General features: G+C 66.9%; 17 protein-coding genes. 12 read left to right on the forward strand and 5 right to left on the reverse strand.

All coding sequences use genetic code 11. The features are described 5' to 3' along the window. Nucleotides 1-6 precede the first annotated feature (6 nt). Entirely contained in the window at nt 7-1116 is a 1110-nt protein-coding gene (locus AB3147_RS22070) for a substrate-binding domain-containing protein (RefSeq protein ID WP_279970928.1), read from the reverse strand. A gap of 158 nt (nt 1117-1274) precedes the next feature. On the opposite strand from AB3147_RS22070, the gene AB3147_RS22075 reads away from it, so the two are divergent. The 10 genes from AB3147_RS22075 (at nt 1275) to AB3147_RS22120 (ending at nt 14815) form a co-directional block, all read left to right on the forward strand. Next, a complete protein-coding gene (locus AB3147_RS22075; RefSeq protein WP_056571757.1) occupies nt 1275-1832 on the forward strand; it encodes a formate dehydrogenase subunit gamma in 558 nt (185 codons plus the stop codon). Next, nucleotides 1829-3409, forward strand: a complete 1581-nt coding sequence (locus AB3147_RS22080; protein ID WP_367352964.1) for a formate dehydrogenase beta subunit — start codon at nt 1829-1831, stop codon at nt 3407-3409. The genes AB3147_RS22075 and AB3147_RS22080 overlap by 4 nt, the downstream gene beginning before the upstream one ends. A 13-nt stretch (nt 3410-3422) precedes the next feature. Further along, nucleotides 3423-6299 carry a formate dehydrogenase subunit alpha gene (gene fdhF / locus AB3147_RS22085; RefSeq protein WP_367352965.1) on the forward strand — a complete coding sequence of 959 codons (2877 nt, stop codon included), beginning with the start codon at nt 3423-3425 and terminating at the stop codon, nt 6297-6299. A gap of 26 nt (nt 6300-6325) precedes the next feature. Then, nucleotides 6326-7147, forward strand: coding sequence for a formate dehydrogenase accessory sulfurtransferase FdhD (gene fdhD, locus AB3147_RS22090; protein WP_175124505.1), 822 nt, complete (start codon nt 6326-6328; stop codon nt 7145-7147). Nucleotides 7148-7165: 18 nt separating this feature from the next. After that, nucleotides 7166-7423: a formate dehydrogenase subunit delta gene (locus AB3147_RS22095; RefSeq protein ID WP_105240256.1), complete on the forward strand. Its 258-nt coding sequence runs from the start codon at nt 7166-7168 to the stop codon at nt 7421-7423. A gap of 128 nt (nt 7424-7551) precedes the next feature. Continuing rightward, nucleotides 7552-9219, forward strand: a complete 1668-nt coding sequence (locus tag AB3147_RS22100; protein WP_191576062.1) for an OFA family MFS transporter — start codon at nt 7552-7554, stop codon at nt 9217-9219. Nucleotides 9220-9360: 141 nt separating this feature from the next. Further along, entirely contained in the window at nt 9361-10485 is a 1125-nt protein-coding gene (locus AB3147_RS22105) for a methyltransferase (protein ID WP_175124503.1), read from the forward strand. 179 nt (nt 10486-10664) lie between these two features. Continuing rightward, nucleotides 10665-11177, forward strand: a complete 513-nt coding sequence (locus tag AB3147_RS22110; RefSeq protein WP_367352966.1) for a sigma-70 family RNA polymerase sigma factor — start codon at nt 10665-10667, stop codon at nt 11175-11177. Continuing rightward, nucleotides 11174-12157 carry a FecR domain-containing protein gene (locus AB3147_RS22115; protein ID WP_367352967.1) on the forward strand — a complete coding sequence of 328 codons (984 nt, stop codon included), beginning with the start codon at nt 11174-11176 and terminating at the stop codon, nt 12155-12157. The genes AB3147_RS22110 and AB3147_RS22115 overlap by 4 nt, the downstream gene beginning before the upstream one ends. A gap of 234 nt (nt 12158-12391) precedes the next feature. Further along, nucleotides 12392-14815: a TonB-dependent siderophore receptor gene (locus AB3147_RS22120; protein WP_367352968.1), complete on the forward strand. Its 2424-nt coding sequence runs from the start codon at nt 12392-12394 to the stop codon at nt 14813-14815. A gap of 100 nt (nt 14816-14915) precedes the next feature. Here AB3147_RS22120 and AB3147_RS22125 read toward each other — a convergent pair whose 3' ends face one another. The 3 genes from AB3147_RS22125 to AB3147_RS22135 all read right to left on the reverse strand — a co-directional run bounded on the left by AB3147_RS22125 (nt 14916) and on the right by AB3147_RS22135 (nt 18564). After that, nucleotides 14916-16160: an arsenic transporter gene (locus AB3147_RS22125; protein WP_279970920.1), complete on the reverse strand. Its 1245-nt coding sequence runs from the start codon at nt 16158-16160 to the stop codon at nt 14916-14918. Nucleotides 16161-16175: 15 nt separating this feature from the next. Further along, the gene (locus AB3147_RS22130; RefSeq protein WP_367352969.1) at nt 16176-17363 is read right to left on the reverse strand and encodes an MFS transporter; all 1188 of its coding nucleotides are present in this window, start codon (nt 17361-17363) and stop codon (nt 16176-16178) included. Between the two features lie 262 nt (nt 17364-17625). Next, the gene (locus AB3147_RS22135) at nt 17626-18564 is read right to left on the reverse strand and encodes a GlxA family transcriptional regulator (protein WP_367352970.1); all 939 of its coding nucleotides are present in this window, start codon (nt 18562-18564) and stop codon (nt 17626-17628) included. A 263-nt stretch (nt 18565-18827) separates the two neighbouring features. Here AB3147_RS22135 and AB3147_RS22140 point away from each other — a divergent pair, with 263 nt between their 5' ends. After that, complete coding sequence (locus tag AB3147_RS22140) at nt 18828-19586, forward strand: SDR family oxidoreductase (RefSeq protein ID WP_279970917.1); 759 nt, start codon at nt 18828-18830, stop codon at nt 19584-19586. 52 nt (nt 19587-19638) lie between these two features. Then, nucleotides 19639-20868, forward strand: coding sequence for an MFS transporter (locus tag AB3147_RS22145; protein ID WP_367352971.1), 1230 nt, complete (start codon nt 19639-19641; stop codon nt 20866-20868). A gap of 18 nt (nt 20869-20886) precedes the next feature. On the opposite strand, the gene AB3147_RS22150 is transcribed toward AB3147_RS22145, so the two are convergent. Then, nucleotides 20887-21675, reverse strand: a complete 789-nt coding sequence (locus tag AB3147_RS22150; protein WP_367352972.1) for a DUF1345 domain-containing protein — start codon at nt 21673-21675, stop codon at nt 20887-20889. Nucleotides 21676-21684 lie beyond the last annotated feature (9 nt).

Genomic DNA, 21684 nt, shown 5'->3' on the forward strand with positions numbered 1-21684 from the left:
GGCACATCATATCCCGGCAGATCGCGGTGCGCGTTCACGGGGGAACGCCTCGTCCAGGGTCTGCAGCCGGCCGGTATCGCGGGCGTCGTAGCCGACGAGCTGGCCCACGTAACCGACATAGTCCGGCCCGCGCATGATGGACAGCAGATCCTGCATGGCCGGCGTGTCCAACGACGCCTTGCGGATGGCGAAGAAATACCGCTCGCGCACCAAGGGGATGAAGTCCAGTCCGAAGCGGCAGGCCGCCGTCTCCACGCCGACCCCGGTGTCGGCCATGCCGCTGGCAATGTGCGCGGCGATCGCCATGTGGGTGAATTCGTTGGTTTCGTAGCCCTGCACTTCGCCGATCGATACGCCGGCGCGCTGCAGCATCAGGCCGACCAGATAGCGCGTGCTGGAACCGATCTGCCGGTTCACGAAGCGCACGTCGCGGCGCGCCAGGTCCGCCATGCCGCGGATCTGCTTGGGGTTGCCGGCGGTGACGAACAGCCCCGTATTGCGTACGGCCAGGTGGATCAGCATGTAGTCGTCCGCATGCAGCCATTGCGCGTAGCGTTCCATGATGGGCGATTCAAAATCGCCCAGCGGCACCTGAAAACCGGCCAGGTCGCATTCGTGCCGTTCCAGCGACGCCAGCGCCTCGATCGCAGTGCGATAGCGCAGTTCCAGCCCGGGCGTGCGGCCGCTCATGTGCTGCATCAGCGATTCCACCGCAAAGCCGTGGCTGGCATGCAGGCGCAGGTGAGGACCGCTTTCGGGCAGCAGGCGTTCAAGTTCCTCTTGCAGTTCGGACGCCATGCTGTCCAGCGTGGGCATCAGCCGCGCCTCGATCCGCCGGTTGGCCCACAGCAGGCGCTCCGCAAAGGGCGACAACTGCGTGCCCTGGCGGCGATTGGTGATGAGAAGTTGCGTGCCAAAAAGCGTCTCGAAGCGCCGCAACACGCCCCAGGCGTGGCGGTACGACAGCCCGCACGCGCGACAGGCGCCGGCGATGTTGCCGGTGGCGTCGATGGCCGCCAGCAGCGCAAGCATGTCCTGCAACGGCACGGGGGTCGCCTCGTCGTCTCCGCCCAATGTCCATTGCGGCCGCAGGCCGATTCGGAACTTATATGTCATTTATTTCTTATTGAAGGCGTTCAAGTACCTCGTTAGAGTACACAAATAACGCGGCGGATGCGTGTTTTATATGTTTTTTTAAACATATTAATTTGCCCTAATCCGACCGCCACATAAGCCCCCGTTGACGGGGTCACGCAACACAGGAGGAGACCGACGTGCACCTGCGCGAGGCAAAATCCGATCTGGCATCCAGCGGTGGGGCCCGGGGCGGCAAGCTGGCCTTGGACGCCGCCCAGGCATCCACCACCCCGGCCATCGCGGCCACGGCCCGCATCCTTGCCCGGCTGCAAGACCAGCCCGGCCCGCTGCTCCCGGTGCTGCACGCGGTCCAGCACGAACTGGGCTGTATTCCGGCCGAGGCGGTGCAAACCATCGCCGAGGCCCTGAACCTCTCCCGCGCCGAAGTCCACGGCGTCATCACGTTCTACCCCCATTTCCGCACCGAGCCGGCCGCGCGCCACACGCTCGAGGTCTGCCGCGCCGAAGCCTGTCAGTCCATGGGCGGCGAACGCCTGGCCGCCCACGCGCGCACCGCGCTGGGCTGTGACTTCCACGGCAGCACGCCGGACGGCAACTTCACGCTGGAGCCTGTGTATTGCTTGGGCCTGTGCGCGCAGTCGCCCGCCGTCATGATCGACGGCCAGCCCCACGCCCGCGTCACCGAAGCCAAGCTCGACCGCCTGCTGGCTCGCACGCTGGAGGACACGCCATGAGCGCCCCCGTCGTCATCTACGTGCCGCGCGACGCCGCGGCGCTGGCCATGGACGCCGACACCGTGGCCCGCGACATCGAACGCATGGCCGACCAGCGCGGCCTGTTCGTGCAGGTGGTGCGCAACGGCTCGCGCGGCCTGCTGTGGCTGGAACCGCTGGTCGAAATCGCCACGCCGCAAGGCCGCGTCGCCTACGGCCCAGTGCAGCCGGAAGACGTGGCGTCGCTGTTCGACGCCGGCTGGCTCACGGGCGGCGACCACGCGCTGCGCCTGGGATTGACCGAGGAAATTCCTTACCTCAAGCATCAAGAGCGCCTGACGTTCGCCCGCGTCGGCGTGATCGATCCGCTGTCCTTGCAGGACTACGCCGCGCATGGCGGGCTGCAAGGCCTGAAACGCGCGCTGGCCATGGCGCCCGCTCAGATCGTCGACGAAATGGTCGAATCCGGTCTGCGCGGCCGCGGCGGCGCAGCGTTCCCCACCGGCATCAAATGGAAGACCGTGGCGGGCACGCCCGGCGACACCAAGTACATCGTCTGCAATGCCGACGAAGGCGACTCGGGCACGTTTGCCGACCGCCTGCTGATGGAAGGCGATCCGTACGTCCTGATCGAAGGCATGACCATCGCCGGGCTGGCGGTGGGTGCGACCTACGGCTACATCTACGTCCGGTCCGAATACCCGCACGCCATCGCCACGCTCGAAGCCGCCATCGCGCGCGCCCGCAGTGTCGGCTGGCTGGGCGACGACGTGCACGGCAGCGGCCGCCGCTTCGATCTGGAAGTGCGCAAGGGCGCCGGCGCCTACATCTGCGGCGAAGAAACCTCACTGCTGGAAAGCCTGGAAGGCAAGCGCGGCGTGGTGCGAGCCAAACCGCCGCTGCCCGCCATCTCGGGCCTGTTCGGCAAGCCCACCGTCATCAATAACGTCATCTCGCTGGCCACCGTGCCGATCATCCTGGCCAAGGGCGCGGCGTACTACCGCGACTATGGCGTGGGCCGTTCGCACGGCACGCTGCCGTTCCAGTTGGCGGGCAACCTCAAGCACGGCGGGCTGGTGGAAAAGGCCTTTGGTTTGAGCCTGCGCGATCTGTTGTATGAATTCGGCGGCGGCAGCGCGTCCGGCAGGCCGCTGCGCGCGGTGCAGGTGGGCGGTCCGCTGGGCGCCTATCTGCCCGAATCGCAGTGGGACGTGCCCCTGGACTACGAAGCCTATATCCAGATCTCGGCCATGATCGGCCACGGCGGTCTGGTGGCGTTTGACGACACCGTGGACATGGCGCGCATGGCGCGCTACGCCATGGAGTTCTGCGCCATCGAGTCCTGTGGCAAGTGCACGCCCTGTCGCATCGGTTCGACGCGCGGCATGGAAACCATCGACAAGATCGCTGCTGGCGGTCAAAGCCGCGACCAGCGCGAACAGCAGGTGCATCTGCTGCGCGACCTGTGCGACACGATGCTTGGCGGTTCGCTGTGCGCGCTGGGGGGCATGGCGCCCTACCCGGTGCTGTCCGCGCTGAACCATTTTCCGCAGGACTTCGGCATCGAGTCCTCCCAGTCTGCCGCCCACGCGGCCTGAACCCGAGACCGCCATGCTAGAAACCGTCATCAAGCGCGATCGCGACATGGGCACGCCGGCGCGCGTGTCCGAAAAGACCGTCACCCTGACCATCGACGGCCAGGAGATCACCGTCCCCGAAGGCACGTCGCTGATGCGCGCGGCCGCGGATGCGGGCATCAACATCCCCAAGCTCTGCGCCACCGACAGCCTTGAACCTTTCGGCTCCTGCCGCCTGTGCCTGGTGCAGATCGAAGGCCGCCGCGGCTATCCGGCGTCCTGTACGACGCCCGCCGAGAACGGCATGGTGGTCTTTACCGAAACCCCCAAGCTGCACGACCTGCGGCGCGGCGTGATGGAACTGTACATTTCGGACCATCCGCTCGACTGCCTGACCTGTCCGGCCAACGGCGACTGCGAACTGCAGGACATGGCGGGCGTGGTGGGCCTGCGCAATGTGCGCTACGGCTACGAGGGCACCAACCACCTGAAGGCCGAAAAAGACGAATCCAACCCGTACTTCACCTTCGACGCGTCCAAATGCATCGTCTGCAACCGCTGCGTGCGCGCCTGCGAAGAAACCCAGGGCACCTTCGCGCTCACGATCTCCGGCAAGGGGTTCGATTCGCATGTGTCGGCCGGGCAGGACCAGCCCTTCCTCGACAGCGAATGCGTGTCCTGCGGCGCCTGCGTGCAGGCCTGCCCCACGTCCACCCTGCAGGAAAAGACCGTCATCATGATGGGCCAGGCCGAGCACTCGGTCGTGACCACTTGCGCCTACTGCGGCGTGGGCTGCGGCTTCAAGGCCGAAATGAAGGGCCAGGAAGTCGTGCGCATGGTCCCCTGGAAGGACGGGCAGGCCAACCGCGGCCACTCCTGCGTGAAGGGACGATTTGCCTGGGGCTACGCCACGCACAAGGAACGCGTGCTCAAGCCCATGATCCGCAAGCACATCACGGACTCCTGGAAGGAAGTGTCCTGGGACGAAGCCATCAACTACGCGGCCTCGGAATTCCGCCGCATCCAGAGCCAGTACGGGCGCGACGCGGTGGGCGGCATCACGTCCTCGCGCTGCACCAACGAAGAAACGTGGCTGGTGCAAAAGCTGGTGCGCGCCGCCTTCGGCACGAACAACGTCGACACCTGCGCGCGCGTTTGCCATTCGCCCACCGGCTACGGCCTGAAGCAGACGCTGGGCGAATCGGCGGGCACGCAGACCTTTGACTCCGTCATGCATACCGACGTGGTCATCGTCATGGGCGCCAACCCCAGCAGCGGCCACCCCGTGTTCGCCTCGCGCCTGAAGCGGCGGCTGCGCGAAGGCGCGCGGCTCATCGTCATCGATCCGCGCCGCATCGAGCTCGTCAGCTCGCCGCACATCAAGGCCGACTTCCACCTGCAGGTGCGGCCCGGCACCAACACCGCGCTGCTGTCCTCGCTGGCGCACGTCATCGCCACCGAAGGCCTGATCGCCGAAGACTTTGTCGCCGAGCGCTGCGAGGAAAAGGCATTCCGGGAATGGCGCGATTTCGTCTCGCTGCCCGAGAACTCGCCGGAAGCCATGGAAGAAATCACCGGCGTGCCGGCGCAGGCGGTGCGCGGCGCGGCGCGCCTGTTTGCCACGGGCGGCAACGGCTCCATCTATTACGGCCTGGGCGTCACCGAGCACAGCCAGGGTTCGACCACCGTCATGGCGATCGCCAACCTGGCGATGGCCACCGGCAACATCGGCCGCGAAGGTGTGGGGGTCAATCCGCTGCGCGGCCAGAACAACGTGCAGGGCTCGTGCGACATGGGCTCGTTCCCGCACGAACTGCCCGGCTACCGCCACATCTCCGACAACACCGTGCGCGCGCAATTCGAAAAGGACTGGGGCGTCACGCTGCAGCCCGAGCCCGGCCTGCGCATCCCCAACATGTTCGAAGCCGCGCTGGGCGGGTCGTTCAAGGGCCTGTACTGCCAGGGCGAGGACATCGTGCAGTCCGACCCCAACACGCAGCACGTGGCGGCGTCGCTGGCGGCGATGGAGTGCATCGTCGTGCAGGACCTGTTCCTGAACGAGACCGCGAAGTACGCGCACGTGTTCCTGCCGGGTTCCTCGTTCCTGGAAAAGGACGGCACCTTCACCAATGCCGAGCGCCGCATTTCCCGGGTGCGCAAGGTGATGGAACCCAAGAACGGCAAGTCCGACTGGGAAGTGACCGTGGCGCTGTCCAACGCGCTGGGTTACCCCATGAACTACAAGCACCCGCGCGAGATCATGGAAGAGATCGCGCGGCTGACGCCCACGTTCGCCGGCGTCACGTACGACAAGCTCGACAAGCTGGGCAGCCTGCAATGGCCGTGCAACGACGACGCGCCGGACGGCACGCCGATCATGCACATCGACCAGTTCGTGCGCGGCAAGGGCCGCTTCATGATCACCAAGTACGTGCCCACCGATGAACGCAGCACGCGCCGCTTCCCGCTGCTGTTGACCACCGGCCGCATCCTGTCGCAATACAACGTGGGCGCGCAGACGCGCCGTACGCCCAATGTCATGTGGCACGGCGAGGATGTGCTGGAAATTCATCCGCAGGACGCCGAGGACCGGGGCGTGGCCGAGGGCGACTGGGTCGGCATCCAGAGCCGCGCCGGTGAAACCGTGCTGCGCGCCACGCTGACCGACCGCGTGCAGCCGGGCGTGGTATACACCACGTTCCACTTTCCCGAGTCCGGCGCCAACGTCGTCACCACCGACAGCTCCGACTGGGCGACCAACTGCCCCGAGTACAAGGTCACGGCCGTGCAGGTGACGCGCGTGTCGCAGCCGTCGGAATGGCAGCGGCAATGGTCGCGATTTGCGGATATCCAGCAAAAGCTCCTGCGCGAACGCTCGCGCGAGTCCGAGGCGGCGCTGACCGGGAAGTAACCGACAGCCAGCACGCCAGGGATCCCATGCCTACGCCGACCACCGCCCGCCCCGACTGCACGCCGACCCAGGTCATCCGCGTGCGATCGGGGGCCATCGCGCCCGACGCCGAGACCGACTACGTCGCCGAGGAAACGCCGGTGGCGCTGGAATACAACGGCATCAGCCACGCCACCATGCTGGCCACGCCGGCGGACCTGGAAGACTTTGCCGTGGGATTCTCGCTGTCCGAAGGCATCATCGGCAGCGTCAGCGACGTGCGCGGCATCGACCTGCTGCCGCAATGCGGCGGCATCGTCGTTCAGCTGGAGATCTCGTCCGCCTGTGAAATGCAGCTGAAGACGCGGCGCCGCGCCATGGCCGGACGCACCGGCTGCGGCCTATGCGGCGTCGAAACCCTGCCCGAAGTGCTGCGGCCGGTGGCCCCGGTGACCAACGGCGCACCCGTGCGCATCGAGGCCGTGCTGGCCGCCATGCGCGACATGCGTGCGCGCCAGACGCTGCACGACATCACCGGCGCCACGCACGCGGCGGGCTGGGCGGGCGCCGATGGCGCCGTCGCTTTTGTACGCGAAGACGTGGGCCGCCACAACGCGCTGGACAAGCTGGCCGGCGCGCTGGCGCGCCAGGCGGTCAACGGCAGCGACGGCATCGTCGTGGTGTCCAGCCGGGCCAGCTTCGAGATGGTGCAAAAGACGGCATCCGCCGGCGTCGCCGTGCTGGCCTCGGTCTCCGCCCCCACCGCCCTGGCCATCCGCCTGGCCACTGACGCCAACGTGACGCTCCTGGGCTTCACGCGCGATGGCGACGCCGCCATCTACACCCACCCCGAACGCATCCTCACCTGAACCGGACGCCAGACAGCAATGGAAATTGTCAACCTGATCCGCATGGCCAACCGCATCGGCCAGTTCTTCGACGCCATGCCGGACCGGCCCGAGGCGCTGGAAGGCGTCACCAATCACATCCAGAAATTCTGGGAACCGCGCATGCGCAACGAGTTGCTGGACTTCCTGGCGCGCAGCCCAGACGGCGACGCCGGCGAGGAACAGCTGCATCCGCTGGTGCTGCAGGCGGTCACCCAGCATCGCGAGCGTCTCACCCCGCTTGCGCGCGTCGCATAGCGCACCCGGGCCGCCGCATGACGGCCCGCCCCGAAGTGGCAGGACAGCAACAGATCCATAAAAGAGGCGGCGTCACCGGGCTTTTCCGGGCTACGCACGCTATAAAGCCGCACCCCTGAGGAGACATCATGGAAAGTAGCGCCACCCTGGACCTGCCCGGCTCAAGGCCGGGTTTTTTCGACAAAGAACGCACCATCGCGGGGCCGGGCTTCTCGCGCTGGCTGGTGCCGCCGGCCGCCCTGGCCATCCACCTGTGCATCGGCATGGCCTACGGCTTTTCCGTGTTCTGGCTGCCGTTATCCAAGGTGGTGGGCGGCGCGAAGCCGCTGGCCTGCCCGCCGGACATGAGCCTCGTGGCCGAGCTCTTCACCACGAGCTGTGACTGGAAGATCTCGACGATGGGGTGGATGTACACCCTGTTCTTCGTGCTGCTGGGGTGTTCGGCCGCGCTGTGGGGCGGCTGGCTGGAACGCGCGGGCCCGCGCAAGGCTGGCGTCGTGTCGGCGCTGTGCTGGTGCGGCGGCCTGGTCATTTCGGCCATCGGCATCTACCTGCACCAGATGTGGATGCTGTGGCTGGGGTCGGGCGTGATCGGGGGCATCGGGCTGGGGCTGGGGTATATCTCGCCGGTGAGCACGCTGATCAAGTGGTTCCCGGACCGCCGCGGCATGGCTACCGGCATGGCCATCATGGGCTTTGGCGGCGGCGCCATGATCGGCGCGCCGCTGGCCGACCTGCTGATGCGTCACTTCGCCACGCCGACCTCGCCGGGCGTCTGGCAGACCTTTCTGACCATGGCGCTGGTGTACTTCATCTTCATGATGTCGGGCGCCCTGGGCTACCGCGTGCCGCCCACCGGCTGGAAACCCGCCGGCTGGACGCCGCCCGCCAAGCAGGTCAATAACGTGATGATCACGCAGCGCCATGTCCACGTGAAGCGCGTGTGGGGCGTGCCGCAGTTCTGGCTGGTCTGGTGGGCGCTGTGCCTGAACGTCACCGCGGGCATCGGCATTCTGGGGATGGCGTCGCCGCTGCTGCAAGAAGTGTTCGGCGGCGGGCTCATCGACAAGCCTGAACTGGGTTTTGGCCAGCTCGACAAGGACCAGCTCGCGGCCATCGCCGCCATTGCCGCCGGTTTCACGGGCCTGCTCAGCCTCTTCAACATCGGCGGCCGATTCTTCTGGGCCAGCCTGTCGGACAAGCTGGGCCGCAAGATGACGTACTTCGTGTTCTTCGTGCTGGGCTTCTTTTTGTACGCCGCCATCCCCTGGACCGCGCATATCGGCGCCCTGGCGCTCTTCGTGGCGGCCTTCTGCGTCATCCTGTCGATGTACGGCGGCGGCTTTGCCACGGTGCCGGCCTACCTGGCCGACCTGTTCGGCACCCAGATGGTGGGCGCCATCCACGGCCGGCTGCTGACCGCGTGGTCGGCCGCGGGCATCTTCGGCCCGGTTCTCGTCAACTACATCCGCGAGTACCAGTTGTCCATCGGCGTGCCGCGCGCCCAGGTGTATGACATCACCATGTACATCCTGGCCGGCATGCTGGTCGTGGGCTTTTTGTGCAACCTGGCCATCCGCCCGGTCAACGCCAAGTACTTCATGACCGACGAGGAACTGGCCAAGGAAAAGGCGCTGGCGCACGAGCGCGCCGTCGCCTCCGAAACCCACGGCGTGGGCAAGTCCAACTTCCGCACGCCGCCCGCGCTGATCGCCTTTGCGTGGGCGTGCGTCGGCATCCCGCTCGCCTGGGGCATCTGGATCACGCTGCAAAAGGCCGTCGTCCTGTTCCATTGACCCCATCCTGTCGCGGCGCCGCATGCGCCGCGCGGCAGTTCCAGGGCGCGAAGCTGCTACATTGGCAGCCCGCGCCCTTATCTTTTATGTGCCATTTCCCATGATCCTGCCCTTCCCCCTTTTCCCCACCGGAGCGACCTCTTGAACGCGCCTGAACTGCATTGGGAAGAAAACGGCGTCGCCCGCTCGGCCCGCTGGCACTCGGAAACCGGCGCCACGCCGCCCAAGCGCGTCATCGTCGCCGACGACACGCTGACCGCCGACATGGCCTACCGCCACGCCTGCGAAGGCGTCGGCCTGCTGTGGCGCGGCGACTTCCAGAACGCGCGCCAGCTGTTGCAGGCCATCACGCGCCGCGTCGACAAGCGCCCGCGCAAGCCGGTGGAAACCCAGCTCGAAGCCTTCAACCAGCATCGGCAGGTCCAGTCGCAGCGCGCCCGCATCCTGGGCATGCTGCTGATTCCCTTCGATGCCGGCCACACGATCCCCCTGCGCCGCGCGCCCGACGCGCATCCGGCCTGCGAAGCCGCGCACGTGCCGGGCGATGCGCCATTCGTGGCGTCGCTGCGCGAGCTGCTGGGCCTGATCGGCGCCTATGAATGGCGCAGGAAGGGCGTGGAGATTGCCGCGCTGAACAACCGCATCCACCCGCACTACGGCGTGTTCTCGCCCGTGCGCGGCGAATATGTGGACCTGGTCGCCAACACCCCCATGCCGCGCGGCAGCGTGGCGTTTGATATCGGCACGGGCACCGGTGTTCTGGCCGCAGTGATTGCCCGCCGTGGCGGCAAGCGCGTCATCGCCACTGACACGGATGCCCGCGCCATCGCCTGCGCGCACGAGAACCTGGAACGTCTGGGCCTGTCGGGACAGGTCGAGGTCGAACAGACCGACCTGTTCCCCGAAGGCCGCGTGTCGCTGATCGTCTGCAACCCGCCGTGGCTGCCCGCGCGGCCCAGCTCGCCGCTGGAACATGCTGTGTACGACCCGGACAGCCGCATGCTGCGCGGGTTTCTGAATGGATTGAAAGACCATCTGACGCCGAACGGCGAAGGCTGGTTGATTCTGTCGGACCTGGCCGAGCACCTGGGCTTGCGCACACGCGAGCAGTTGCTGGAGATGATCGAAACCGCCGGGCTGCGCGTGATCGACAAGCTGGATACGCGGCCGGTGCACGGCAAGGCGCGGGACGCGTCGGATCCGTTGTTTGCGGCGCGGTCTAAGGAAATGACGTCGCTGTGGAGATTGGGCGCAGCCGACGCCTGAAGGGCTCGAGGGTGCGGGCTCTCGACGCCGGGCGGGAGCCCCTTTCAACCCCAGATAGCGAAAGGCCGCGACCTCGGCTTGGGCGCAGCGGGAATGGGCGGGCGTGAAAAGAAATAGCCACGCGCCGCTGATTGGCTACAATTAGCAATCATTCCCATTAGCATCTGACCAGCAGACCCGTGCCGCCCGCCCCTTTTGCGTCCTCCGCCGAATTCGTCAGTCTGTACCGCGAGCACCATGGCTGGCTTGTGCAGATGCTGCGCCGCCGGCTTGCCGGCAATTCCGACAATGCCGCCGATCTGGCGCACGACACGTTCGAACGCGTCATGCGCAGCGAGTCTCGCGCCGCGTTTGCCGAGCCGCGCGGCTTTTTGACCACGGTTGCCAAGCGTCTGCTGATCGACCAATCGCGCCGCCGGGCGATCGAACAAGCCTATCTTGAGACGCTCGCCGCGCGCAGCGAAGACGTGGCGCCCAGTCCCGAGACGCATGCGTTGGTGGTCGAGGCGCTGGATGCCGTGTGCCGCATGATGGAGCAGTTGCCGGCGCGGGTGCGCCGGGTTTTCGTGCTGGCGCAGGTGGAAGGCCTGCCCTATCTGGACGTGGCGCGCGAGCTGGGCATTTCGGTGGCGGCCGTGCAGCGCGACATGATCAAGGCGTGGGAACACTGCTACACGGTGCTGTACGCATGAGCGCCGCGCACACCGAGCGGGTGCATCCCGACATCATCCGGCAGGCGGCGCAGTGGATGATGCGCGCCGGCGACGCCCCGGACGCCGCCACGCAGGCCGCCTGTACGCAATGGCGCGCAGCAGATGCGCGCCACGAACTGGCCTGGCAGCGCCTGCAGGGCATCAGCCAGGATCTGAAGGCTGCCACCACCGGCAACGTGTCGACCGCCGCCGCGGGGCAGACCATCCTGCGCTATTGCGACCAACGCTCGCGCCGCGGCGCCCTCAAATGGATGGCGGCCGGCGTCGGCCTGGGCGCGCTGGGCTGGATGGGCGCGCGCGAAGGGTTGTGGGACGGCAGCACGGTCTATCGCACCGCGACGGGCGAGCAGCGCGTCGTGCACCTGCCCGACGGCACCGTGCTGACCTTGAACACCGATTCGGCCGTGGCGATGCGCTATGACGCGCACCAGCGCCGCATCGAACTGCGCAGCGGCGAGATCCTGATCGCTACAGGCACCGACGACGCAGGCCGGCCTTTTGGCGTAAGAACGCCAAACGGCCTGCTGACGCCGCTGGGCACGCGCTTTTCCGTGCGCCAGATGGACGACAGCCGGGGCGCCACGCACGTCGCGGTGTTCGAAGGCGCCGTGCAGGTGGAGCCGGACGCGCAAGCGCAGGCGCGCCGGGTCGTGCATGCGGGCGAGCAGGCCGAGTTCGACCGCCGCAGCCTGTCGCCCGTGACCGCGGTGAACGAAGCGGCGCCGGCCTGGACCGGCGGCATGCTGGTCGCGAACCGCATGCGGCTGGACCGGTTTGTGGCCGAGCTGGGCCGCTATCGCACCGGCATCGTGCGCTGCGACGCCGACGTGGCGCACCGCGAAGTCACCGGCGCGTTCCGGATCGACGACACCGACAAGGCGCTCGAGGTGCTTGCCGGCGTATTGGACCTGAGGCTGCGCTATCGCACGCGCTACTGGGTCAGCGTGGGCCGGGCATGAAGGCGCTGATTCGCGCCGATTCGTCGCCCGATTTCCCGCCCGATTTCGCCGCCCACCCTCGGCGCATCCCGACTATTTTGTAACAACGCCGCAGATTTTCATTTCTGGTTCGTTAGACCAAGAGAAGGCCCCGAGGCGCCCGCGGGCCGCGCTTTTCAATCGACGAATCAGGAACCCCCTGCCATGGCACGACGCCATTCCCCTTCTCCCCTCTCCTTGTCATCGTCTCCGCGCATGCGCTTGCGCCTTGCGGTCCACCTTGCCCTGACGGCGGCCGCCACATTCGCCGTCCCCGCCGCGTCGTGGGCGGAGGCCGCGTCGTCCGGCGAAGTCGCCTTTGCCATCGCACCCACCACGCTGGATGTGGCGCTGGGCCAGTTCGGGGTGGCCGCCAAGGTCACAGTGGCCGCTTCGCCCGCCCTGACGCGCGGCGTGCAGACGCAAGGCTTGTCGGGCCGGTACACGGCGGAACAGGGCCTGTCCCGATTGCTGGCCGGCACCGGCCTGCAGGCGGTCCCCAACGCCAACGGCGAGGGCTATCACCTGCGGCGCATCCCGCAGGACACGTCGGGCGTGTCCACGCTGGCGCCGGTGACGGTGACCGGCATGACCAACGATCCCGTCACCGAAGGCACCGGCAGCTACACCAGCCGTGTCGTCACCATCGGCAAGGGCCGCCAGACGCTGAAGGAAATTCCCCAATCGGTCACCGTTGTGACCCGCCAGCGCATGGACGACCAGAACGCCAACACGCTGGACGAGGTGCTGGCCAACAGCACCGGCATGACGCTCTACAAGAGCCCGATGGGCGGCAGCTACGTGTATTCGCGCGGCTTTCGCGTGGACAGCTACCAGTTCGACGGCGTGAACCGCGCCTTCTACTATCCCCAGGCCGACAGCTTCACCACCGAAACCGTGACGCTGGACCGCGTGGAGATCATCCGCGGCGCCACCGGGCTGCTGCAAGGCGCCGGCTCGCCAAGCGCGGCCGTCAACCTGGTGCGCAAGCGCCCGCTGGCCGAGACCCAGGTGCAGATGCTGGCCAGCGGCGGCTCGTGGAACAACTATCGCGCCGACATCGACGCCAGCGCGCCGCTCAACGAAGCCGGCACGCTGCGCGCCCGCGGCGTGGCCAGCTACAACGACCGCGAATACTTCTACGACAGCGCGAAAAGCCGCACCGGCGTGCTGTACGGCGTGCTGAGCTATGACTTCACACCGGACACCACCCTGACCGGCGGCGTCAGCTACGAGGAACTGCGCTCCACGCCCTTCTTCCACGGCCTGCCGCATTACAGCAACGGCGACGACATCGGTTTGAAGCGGTCAACCTCGCTGGGCCAGGACTGGAACCGCTGGAACGGCAAGCAGACCACCGTCTTTGCCGAGCTGGCGCATCGCTTCAACAAGGACTGGTCGCTCAAGCTGACCGGCACGTCCACCCAGGAATCCAACGATTCGAAGTACGCGTTCACGGAAGGCGCCGTAAATCCCGTGACCGGCCTGGGGCCCATGCTGTACGCGGGCCTGTTCGACATGTCCACGCACAATAAGGCGTTGAACCTGGATGTGGACGGCGCCTTCGAGGCGCTGGGCCGCAAGCACTCGGTGACCTTCGGCGCCAGCATCAACGAACTGACCAGCAAGAACGATTTCGCGCTGAACCGCCTGAACCGCGCGGTGAACGTGTGGAACCCGGATCACCATGTGCCGGAACCCACCGACGACTGGATGCGCGAGAACGCCTACCGCAGCGCCGCGACCATCGTGAAGATGAAGCAGACCGGCGTGTACGGCGTCGGCCGCTTCAGCCTGGCCGACCCGCTGACGCTGGTGGCCGGCGCGCGGGTGAGCTGGTACGAGAACACCAGCCGCTACCGCGACAGCGGCGAGCAGTACGTCGATCCCTACAAGGACAACGGCGTCGTCACGCCCTATGGCGGCCTGATCTACGCGTTCAATCCGCAGTGGTCCGGTTATGTCAGCTACGCGCAGATCTTCGAACCGCAGAACGCGGTGGACGCATCGGGCAAGGTGCTGGACCCCATCGTGGGCAAGAACTACGAGATCGGCCTGAAGGGCGAACTGATGGATGGGCGCCTCAACACGTCCATCGCGCTCTTCCGCGTCGATCAGAAGAACCGCCCGCAAGAGGATCTGACCAGCGTGTGCTCGACGGGCGACATCTGCTACCTGTCGAGCGGCAAGGTGCGCAGCCAGGGTCTGGACGCCGAGATCAGCGGCGAAGTGGCCCCGGGCTGGCAACTGTTTGCGGGCTACACGTTCAACACGCTGAAGTTCCTGGACGACACCTCTGTCACCAACACCAACTTCGCGCGCACCGTTACGCCCAAGCACATCCTGCGCCTGTGGTCCGACTACCGGCTGCCGGGTGAATTGTCGGCATGGTCGCTGGGCGGCGGCGTGAACTACCAGACGGGCAGCTACACGGAAACGCGCTCGGTGCGGGTCTCGCAGGGGTCTTACGCGGTGTGGAATGCGCGCGTCGCGTACCAGATCAACAAGAACTGGTCGGCGGCGTTGAACGTGAACAACATCTTCGACAAGACCTACTACCAGACCATCGGCGCGCCGGGCTGGGGCAGCTTCTATGGCGATCCGCGCAACGCGACGCTGACGGTCCGCGGCACGTTCTGACGCGGGACCGGAAAGGCGCGCGGCGCGCTGGCCATCGCCAGGCCTGCGCCGCGCGCCGCGTCAATTCAATAAGTGCAGCGTCAATTCAAGACGTGCAGCGTCAACTGAAGACGTGCAGCGCGCCCAACGCCAGAATCAACGCAGGCGGCATCACCAAGACGCCCAGCCGCAGAAAGCTCAGCGCGCTGATGTGCATGCCTTCGCGGCGGACGGCCAGCAGCCACAGCAAGGTGGCGAGCGAGCCGCTGACCGACAGATTGGGGCCCAGGTCGATGCCGATCAGCAGCGCGGCATTAGCCGTGCTGGACAGGTCGGCCATGCGCGCCAGCGTGCCCGCCATCAATCCCGCGGGCAGATTGTTGATGACGTTGCCCGACAGCGCAGCGCCCACGCCGCCAGCCCAAAGCGCGGCGTCCGCAGACAGGCCGCGCATCAGGTCCGCCAGATCCTGCAGCACGCCGCTGGCGGCCATGCCTTCGACCAGCACGAACAGCCCGGCCACCAGGGGCAGCACGCCCCACGCGACACCCTTGATGAGCCGCAGCGGGCCCGACCGCGTTACCGCCAGCACCAGCGCCGCCGACACGCAGCCGGCAATCAGCGTCGGCAAGCCCAGGCGATGGCCAAGCGCCGACGTGATCAGCAGCGTCCCCGCCGTGATGGCCACGCCCAGCGCGGCCATGCGCAGCGGCCATGTCATGGGCGGCAACGGCGGCGAAGCTTTCAACGGCTGCCGCAGATCATCGCGAAACACCAGCCGAAGCGTCACGTAGGTGGAGCCGATGGCCAAGACGGAAGGCAGCGCAAAGTGCGCCAGCCACGGTCCCAGCGCGGGCATGCGGTCGCCGAACACGACCAGATTGGCCGGATTGGAGATCGGCAGGACGAAGCTGGCCGCGTTGGCGATGAAGGCGCAGACGTACAGGTACGGCAACGGCGGCGCGCCGACCACCCGCGCCACCGCATAGACGGCGGGCGTCAGCACGACCGCGGTGGCATCGTTGGACAGCAGCACGGTGACCACCGTGCCCACCAGGAACACCAGATCGAAGAGCCGCCGGGCGGACCCGGCCGCGTGATCGGCAGCCGCCACCGCCACCCAGTCGAACAAGCCTGCCTGCCGGGCGACTTCGGCCACCAGCATCATGCCGATCAGGAACAGGTAGACGTCGGTGCCTTCCAGAATGGCGCTGCCCGCCTTGGCGGCCGGCAGCAAGCCCAGCGCCACCAGCGCGACCGCGCCGGCGGTGGCCCAAACGTACTCGGGGAGCCGCCACGGACGAAAAAGGATGGCCATGGTGGTCGCGGCGGCAATCAACCAGATCACGGCGTTGGATAGCGACATGCTTTCAGAAGAGGATCAAGGAAGGGAATTGGAAGCCGATGCGGCGGTCGCCGGAGCGGCCACGCGCGTTTCCGGCAACACCAGCAAGGTCATGCAAGCCAGGCCGGCAATGCCTGCCAGCGCCAAAAACGCTGCACTGTAACCCGCGTGCTGCACGATCAGGCCGGCGAGCCCATTGCTGAGCGCCGCGCCGATACCGAACACCGTGGTGACGGCGCCCAGGCTGGCGTTGAACCGGCCGCTGCCATGGGTCAGGTCCAGCACCATCAGGGGCAGGACAGCGCCGAAGATGCCCGCGCCGATGCCGTCGAGCAACTGCACGCCCACCAGCCACGCCGTGTCATCCGAAAACGTGTAGAGCACGCCGCGCAACAGCAGGATGAGGAAACCGAACAGCAGCAGCGGTTTGCGCCCCCACTGGTCCGCATAGCGCCCCACGGCCATGGCGGCGGGAATCATGACGAACTGCGCGGCGACGATGCAGACCGCCGTGAGCGGCGTGGCGAGCGCCGGGTTCGCCAGGGCAAGCTTCTGCCCGACCAGCGGCAGCATGGCCGCGTTGGCCAGGTGGAACAGCGCGCAGCTCAGCGCCAGCAGCACGAGCGGCCGGTTGGACAGCAACTGGCGCAGCGGCACGGGCTGCGCATGCGCGGCGGCATCGTGGCCGGGCTCCAACCCGCGCGCCTTGTCCAGATCGATATGCGCGGGAAGACGCATCGTGGCGGCCAGGCTGGCCAGCGCCATCGCCGCCATCAGGTAGAACACCGCGACCGGCCCCCACACATACGCCAGCCCGCCCGCGAGCAGCGCCGCGAAACCGTTGCCCGCGTGGTTGAACGACTCGTTGCGCGCGATGCGTTCCGTGAAGGCGTGCGCGGTGGTCAGTCCCAGGGTGATGCCCGCAATCGCGGGCGCGAACACCGATGACGCGACGCCTGCCACCGCCTGCGTCAGCGTGACCCAGACAAAGTTCGGGTTGGCCAGGACCGCCATGCACGCCACCGTCACGAGCACGGCGGCGGCGATCAGCAACGCGCGCTTGTTGGAGGCGCGGTCCACCAGCGCGCCGGCCGGCGTCTGGGCTGCCAGCGCCGCCAGCCCGGATATCGTCATGACGAGCCCGATGCTGTCAGGGCGCCAGTGATGGACGGCAAGCAGATAGATGGCGAGATAGGGGCCAAGCCCGTCCCGCACATCGGCCACGAAGAAGTTCAGCCAATCGAGAGGACGCGTTGCGGGCGATGGAGAGTGCAAGGCAGACGTGGAAAGCGTGGATGTCGATCGGTGTCGGCCTGAAATCGGCGCGAGGCTTGCCTCGATGTGCCGGATTCGCCGGGGCCGCGCGCCAGGCATGCGCCAGCGTTCGGATGGCGCATCTTAGATCACAACGATCCGGGCGTCAGCGACAATGCGCTACAGCGGCGCGGCGTTCAACGCCCTGTCAGTTTCAGGTCTGCATGATGCGTCATGCGGCGGCAGGTTGCACCCCGCGCCTCACCTCGCTAGGGGGCTGGCCATACGCGCGCAGGAACGCCCGCCGCATGCGATTGCGGTCCGCGAAACCGGTATCGCGCGCCACGACATCCAGGGAATGCCGCCCTTCTTCCAGCATCCCGCGGGCCGCTTCCAGCCGCAGCAGCTCCACCACCTTGGCGGGGGAATGCCCGGTCTCGTCACGGAACACCCGGCTGAACTGGCGGGGCGACAAGCTGGCCGCCTCGGCCAGTTCCTCCACTGTCAACGGATTGCGCAGATGCTCCTTGGCATAGACCAGCGCCCGTTGCACACGGTCGGAGCGCGGTTCCAATTCGAGCAAGGCGGAGAACTGCGATTGGCCGCCCGGCCTGCGGTGATAGACCACCAGCCGGCGCGCGACGTCGCGGGCCAGCGCCGCGCCGTGGTCGTCTTCGATCAAGGCAAGCGCCAGGTCGATGGCGGCCGACATGCCAGCCGACGTCCAGATGTTGCCGTCGCGCACGAAGATGCGGTCAGGGTCGACGCGCACTTCGGGAAAGCGTTCCTGCAGGCTGCGTGCATGTGCCCAGTGGGTCGTGGCGGTGCGGCCGTTCAACAGGCCGGCCTGCGCGAGGACGAACGCGCCCGTGCAGACGCCCGCGACACGGCGCGCTTCGGTGGCGGCGCGCGCCACGTAGCGGGCCAGGCCGGGCGAGATTGGCCCTGGCATCAGTTCGCCCGCCACGATCAGGGTGTCGGGCATGACGCCCAGGGCGACAGTCTCGATGCCGGCGTTCATGGTGGACCGGATGAGGCCGCCGCCTTCCGACAGGATGGTGACGCGGTAGCCGTCGCGGTCCAGGGCGATGTTGGCGAATTCGAATGCCGCCAGCGCAGCCAGGCCCATCACCTGGAAACCGTCTTCGAGAATGAGGCCGATCTGGCGCATGTTTAAACCTTTGTCTGGAAATGACGTGTACAGGCTATTGAAGCCATTGGCGATAGTCAACGGAAATTCGCGTCCTCCTACAGAAAGACGCACCTATCCGCCGGATTTTGCGCACCCATCCTGTCGACTCCGGCAGGACGTGGAAAAGCCAATGTCCTAAAACGACGCTTTATTGACATTTGAGACAAACTCAAACTGCCTCATAGTGACCACACCGCGATCTGAAACGAACCCAGACGCTCACAACCGACCGAGGCACCGACATGCAACTGACCCAAAACACCATCTTCATCACAGGCGGCACTTCCGGCATCGGCCGCGCGCTGGCCGTCGCTTTTCACGACCTGGGCAACAAGGTCATCATCGCCGGCCGCCGGCAGGCGCTGCTGGACGAGATCGCCGCGGCGCATCCGGGCATCGAAGGCATCCAGCTCGACATCTCGGACGCTCAGGACATCGACCGCGTCGCCAAGACCCTGATCGCCAAGTACCCGTCGCTGAACGTGCTGATCAACAATGCGGGCATCATGCCGTTCGATGACCCGTCGTCCCAGGTTGACGACGCCGTGTCGCAGCAGATCCTGGAAACGAACCTGCTGGGTCCGATCCGCCTCACGTCCGCCTTGATCGGTCATTTGAAGGCGCAGCCTCGCGCGACGATCATCCATAACACGTCGATCCTTGCCTACGTGCCGATCGCCTCGAACGCCGTCTATTCCGCATCCAAGGCCGCACTGCATTCGTACGCGTTGTCGCAGCGGTTCATGCTGCGCGACACCAACGTGACGGTCCAGGAAATCGCGCCGCCGTGGGTCGACACGGACCTCATCAAGAAAAGCGGCGATCCGCGCGCCATGCCGCTGGATGCGTTCATCGCCGAGACGATGCAGAAGCTGGCGACGGACGCGCCCGAGGTGCTGGTCGACGCCATTCGTGACCTGCGGGACAACCCCGGCTCGAACGAGCATGGGTTCGTGAACGCCTTCAATCAAAGCCTGGTCGACAATCCGATCCCGGTCTGAGGCAACGAAAACGCGGCGCCCTGCGGGCGCCGTCTCACTTTGGATAGACCTCATGACAACGAACGCTGACACGGCAGGCGCATCGCCTGCCCGTGCATCCACGGCGGCAAGCGGTGACGCCGGATTGCTGCCCGCCGGCTTCCTGGCGCTGGGCACCTTCGCCATCGGCACGGAAGGCTTCATGATTGCGCCGCTGCTGCCGACGATGGCGGCGGATTTCGGGATGACCGTGCCGCAGATGGCATCGCTCATCGTGGTGTTCACGCTGACGCTGGCGTTGAGTTCGCCGGTCATGACGGTCCTGACCGCGCGCTGGAATCGCCGCGCCGCCCTGCAGCTTGCCATGGGGTTGTTTGCGCTGGGCAACGTGCTGGCGGCCTGGTCTCCCGCTTTCTGGACATTGATGGCGGCGCGTGTCGTCATGGCGGTGGCGGCGGGCTTGTATGTGCCCAACGCCAACGCCCTGGCAGGCGTGATCGTGGCGCCCGAGCGGCGCGGCAAGGCGCTGGCCATCGTCAGCGCCGGCATGACGCTCGCGATCGCGCTCGGCCTGCCGCTGGGCGCGGTGACCGGACACTTCTTCGGCTGGCGCGCCACGTTTTCGATTGTCGCGGTGATGAGCCTTGTGGCCATCGCCGGCATCCGCGCCGGCATCGCAGCGGACGCGGGCGCCGGAATTCCGGTGGCGACGCTTCGGCAACGGTTTGCCGTCGTGCGACAACCGGCGATTGTCCGGCTGCTGTCGGTCAGCCTGTTCTGGGCGATCGGGGCGTTCACGGCCTACCCGTTTCTCGCGCCGTATCTGGCGAGTGTGCTGGGGTTTGACGAGACCGGCATCAGCGCGACGGTGTCCCTCTGGGGCGTTGCGGCCGCGCTTGGCGTGACGACGGGCGGCGCCTTGTCCGACAGAATGGGCGCGAACCGCGTCGTGCGGATGTCGCTGACCGTGCTGGGGCTGGCGTTCCTAGGCTTGTCGCTGGCGACGGCGCTGGCTGCATCGAACGCCTTGGCGCCCGTGCTGTTCGCCGTGTTCCTGTGGGGCTTTACCGTCTGGTCGTTCTTTCCCGCACAAATGGCCCGCCTCATCGGGGCCGGTTCGCCGGGACAGGCGCCGGTGGCGCTGGCGCTGAACACGTCGACCATGTACTTCGGTTTTTCGGTCGGCAGCGCGCTGGGCGCCGCGATCCTGGGCGCGGGCGCGATTTGGGGCATCGGACTCGCGGCCGCGATCGCGCAGGCAGCCGCGTTCGGACTGGACCGGCGCGTCCGGACGCAGGGCTAGTTGCGCCCCCGCCCTCTCCTACGCCCGCCCCGCCGCCACGTTCACGCTGATCGCGATGATGAACACGTTGAAGAAGAACGCGATGACGCCATGCGTCATCGCCATCCGCCGCAGCCGCCGGTTGACGATCTGCACGTCCGACACCTGGAACGTCATGCCCAGCACCAGCGAGAAATACGCGAAGTCCCAGTAGTCGGGGTCGTCCGTGCCCGGAAAGTCCAGACCCTTGCGCATGGCGTTCTTATGGCCGTAGTACCCGTGGGCATAGTGCAGCGCGAAGATCATGTTCATGTAAAGCCACGACAGCACGATGGTCACGGCGGCGGCCAGCGTGTCCACCAGGGCGCCGACGCTGCTTTGCGCATGCAGCTCCACCCACAACGCGACCAGCACCATGCAGGACAGCGCGACGCTGCTCCACAGGACGCCGGTGCGGCCCACATCGTGCTGGCGGGCGTGCAGGCGCATGGAAGCGGCGCTGGTGCGGCTGAACACGCGGACGGTCAGGATCAGGAAGACCAGAGCCCCGGCGTCAAAGCCGAGCAGGAGGGCGAGGCTGGGCGTCAGGCCTGCGCCGTATAACCCGCCCGCGACGGCGAGCAGCAGGCCGGCGCACAGCATCAGCCGGCGATGGGCGTCGAAGAACGGCAGCGGCTTGGCATTCGACGGCGCGCCGGCGCCGGCATCGCGGGGTGTGTCTTGCTCGGCGCGGTCATCCCGGGCGCTGCGGCCCCGGGGATTTTCATCTGAAGCGTTTTCGTCTGAAGCATTTTCGTCTGAAGCGTTTTCGTCTGTGAGCGGCTGCATGGCGGGCTC

The organism is Achromobacter animicus (genome assembly GCF_040775605.1).
Lineage (GTDB): Bacteria > Pseudomonadota > Gammaproteobacteria > Burkholderiales > Burkholderiaceae_B > Achromobacter > Achromobacter animicus.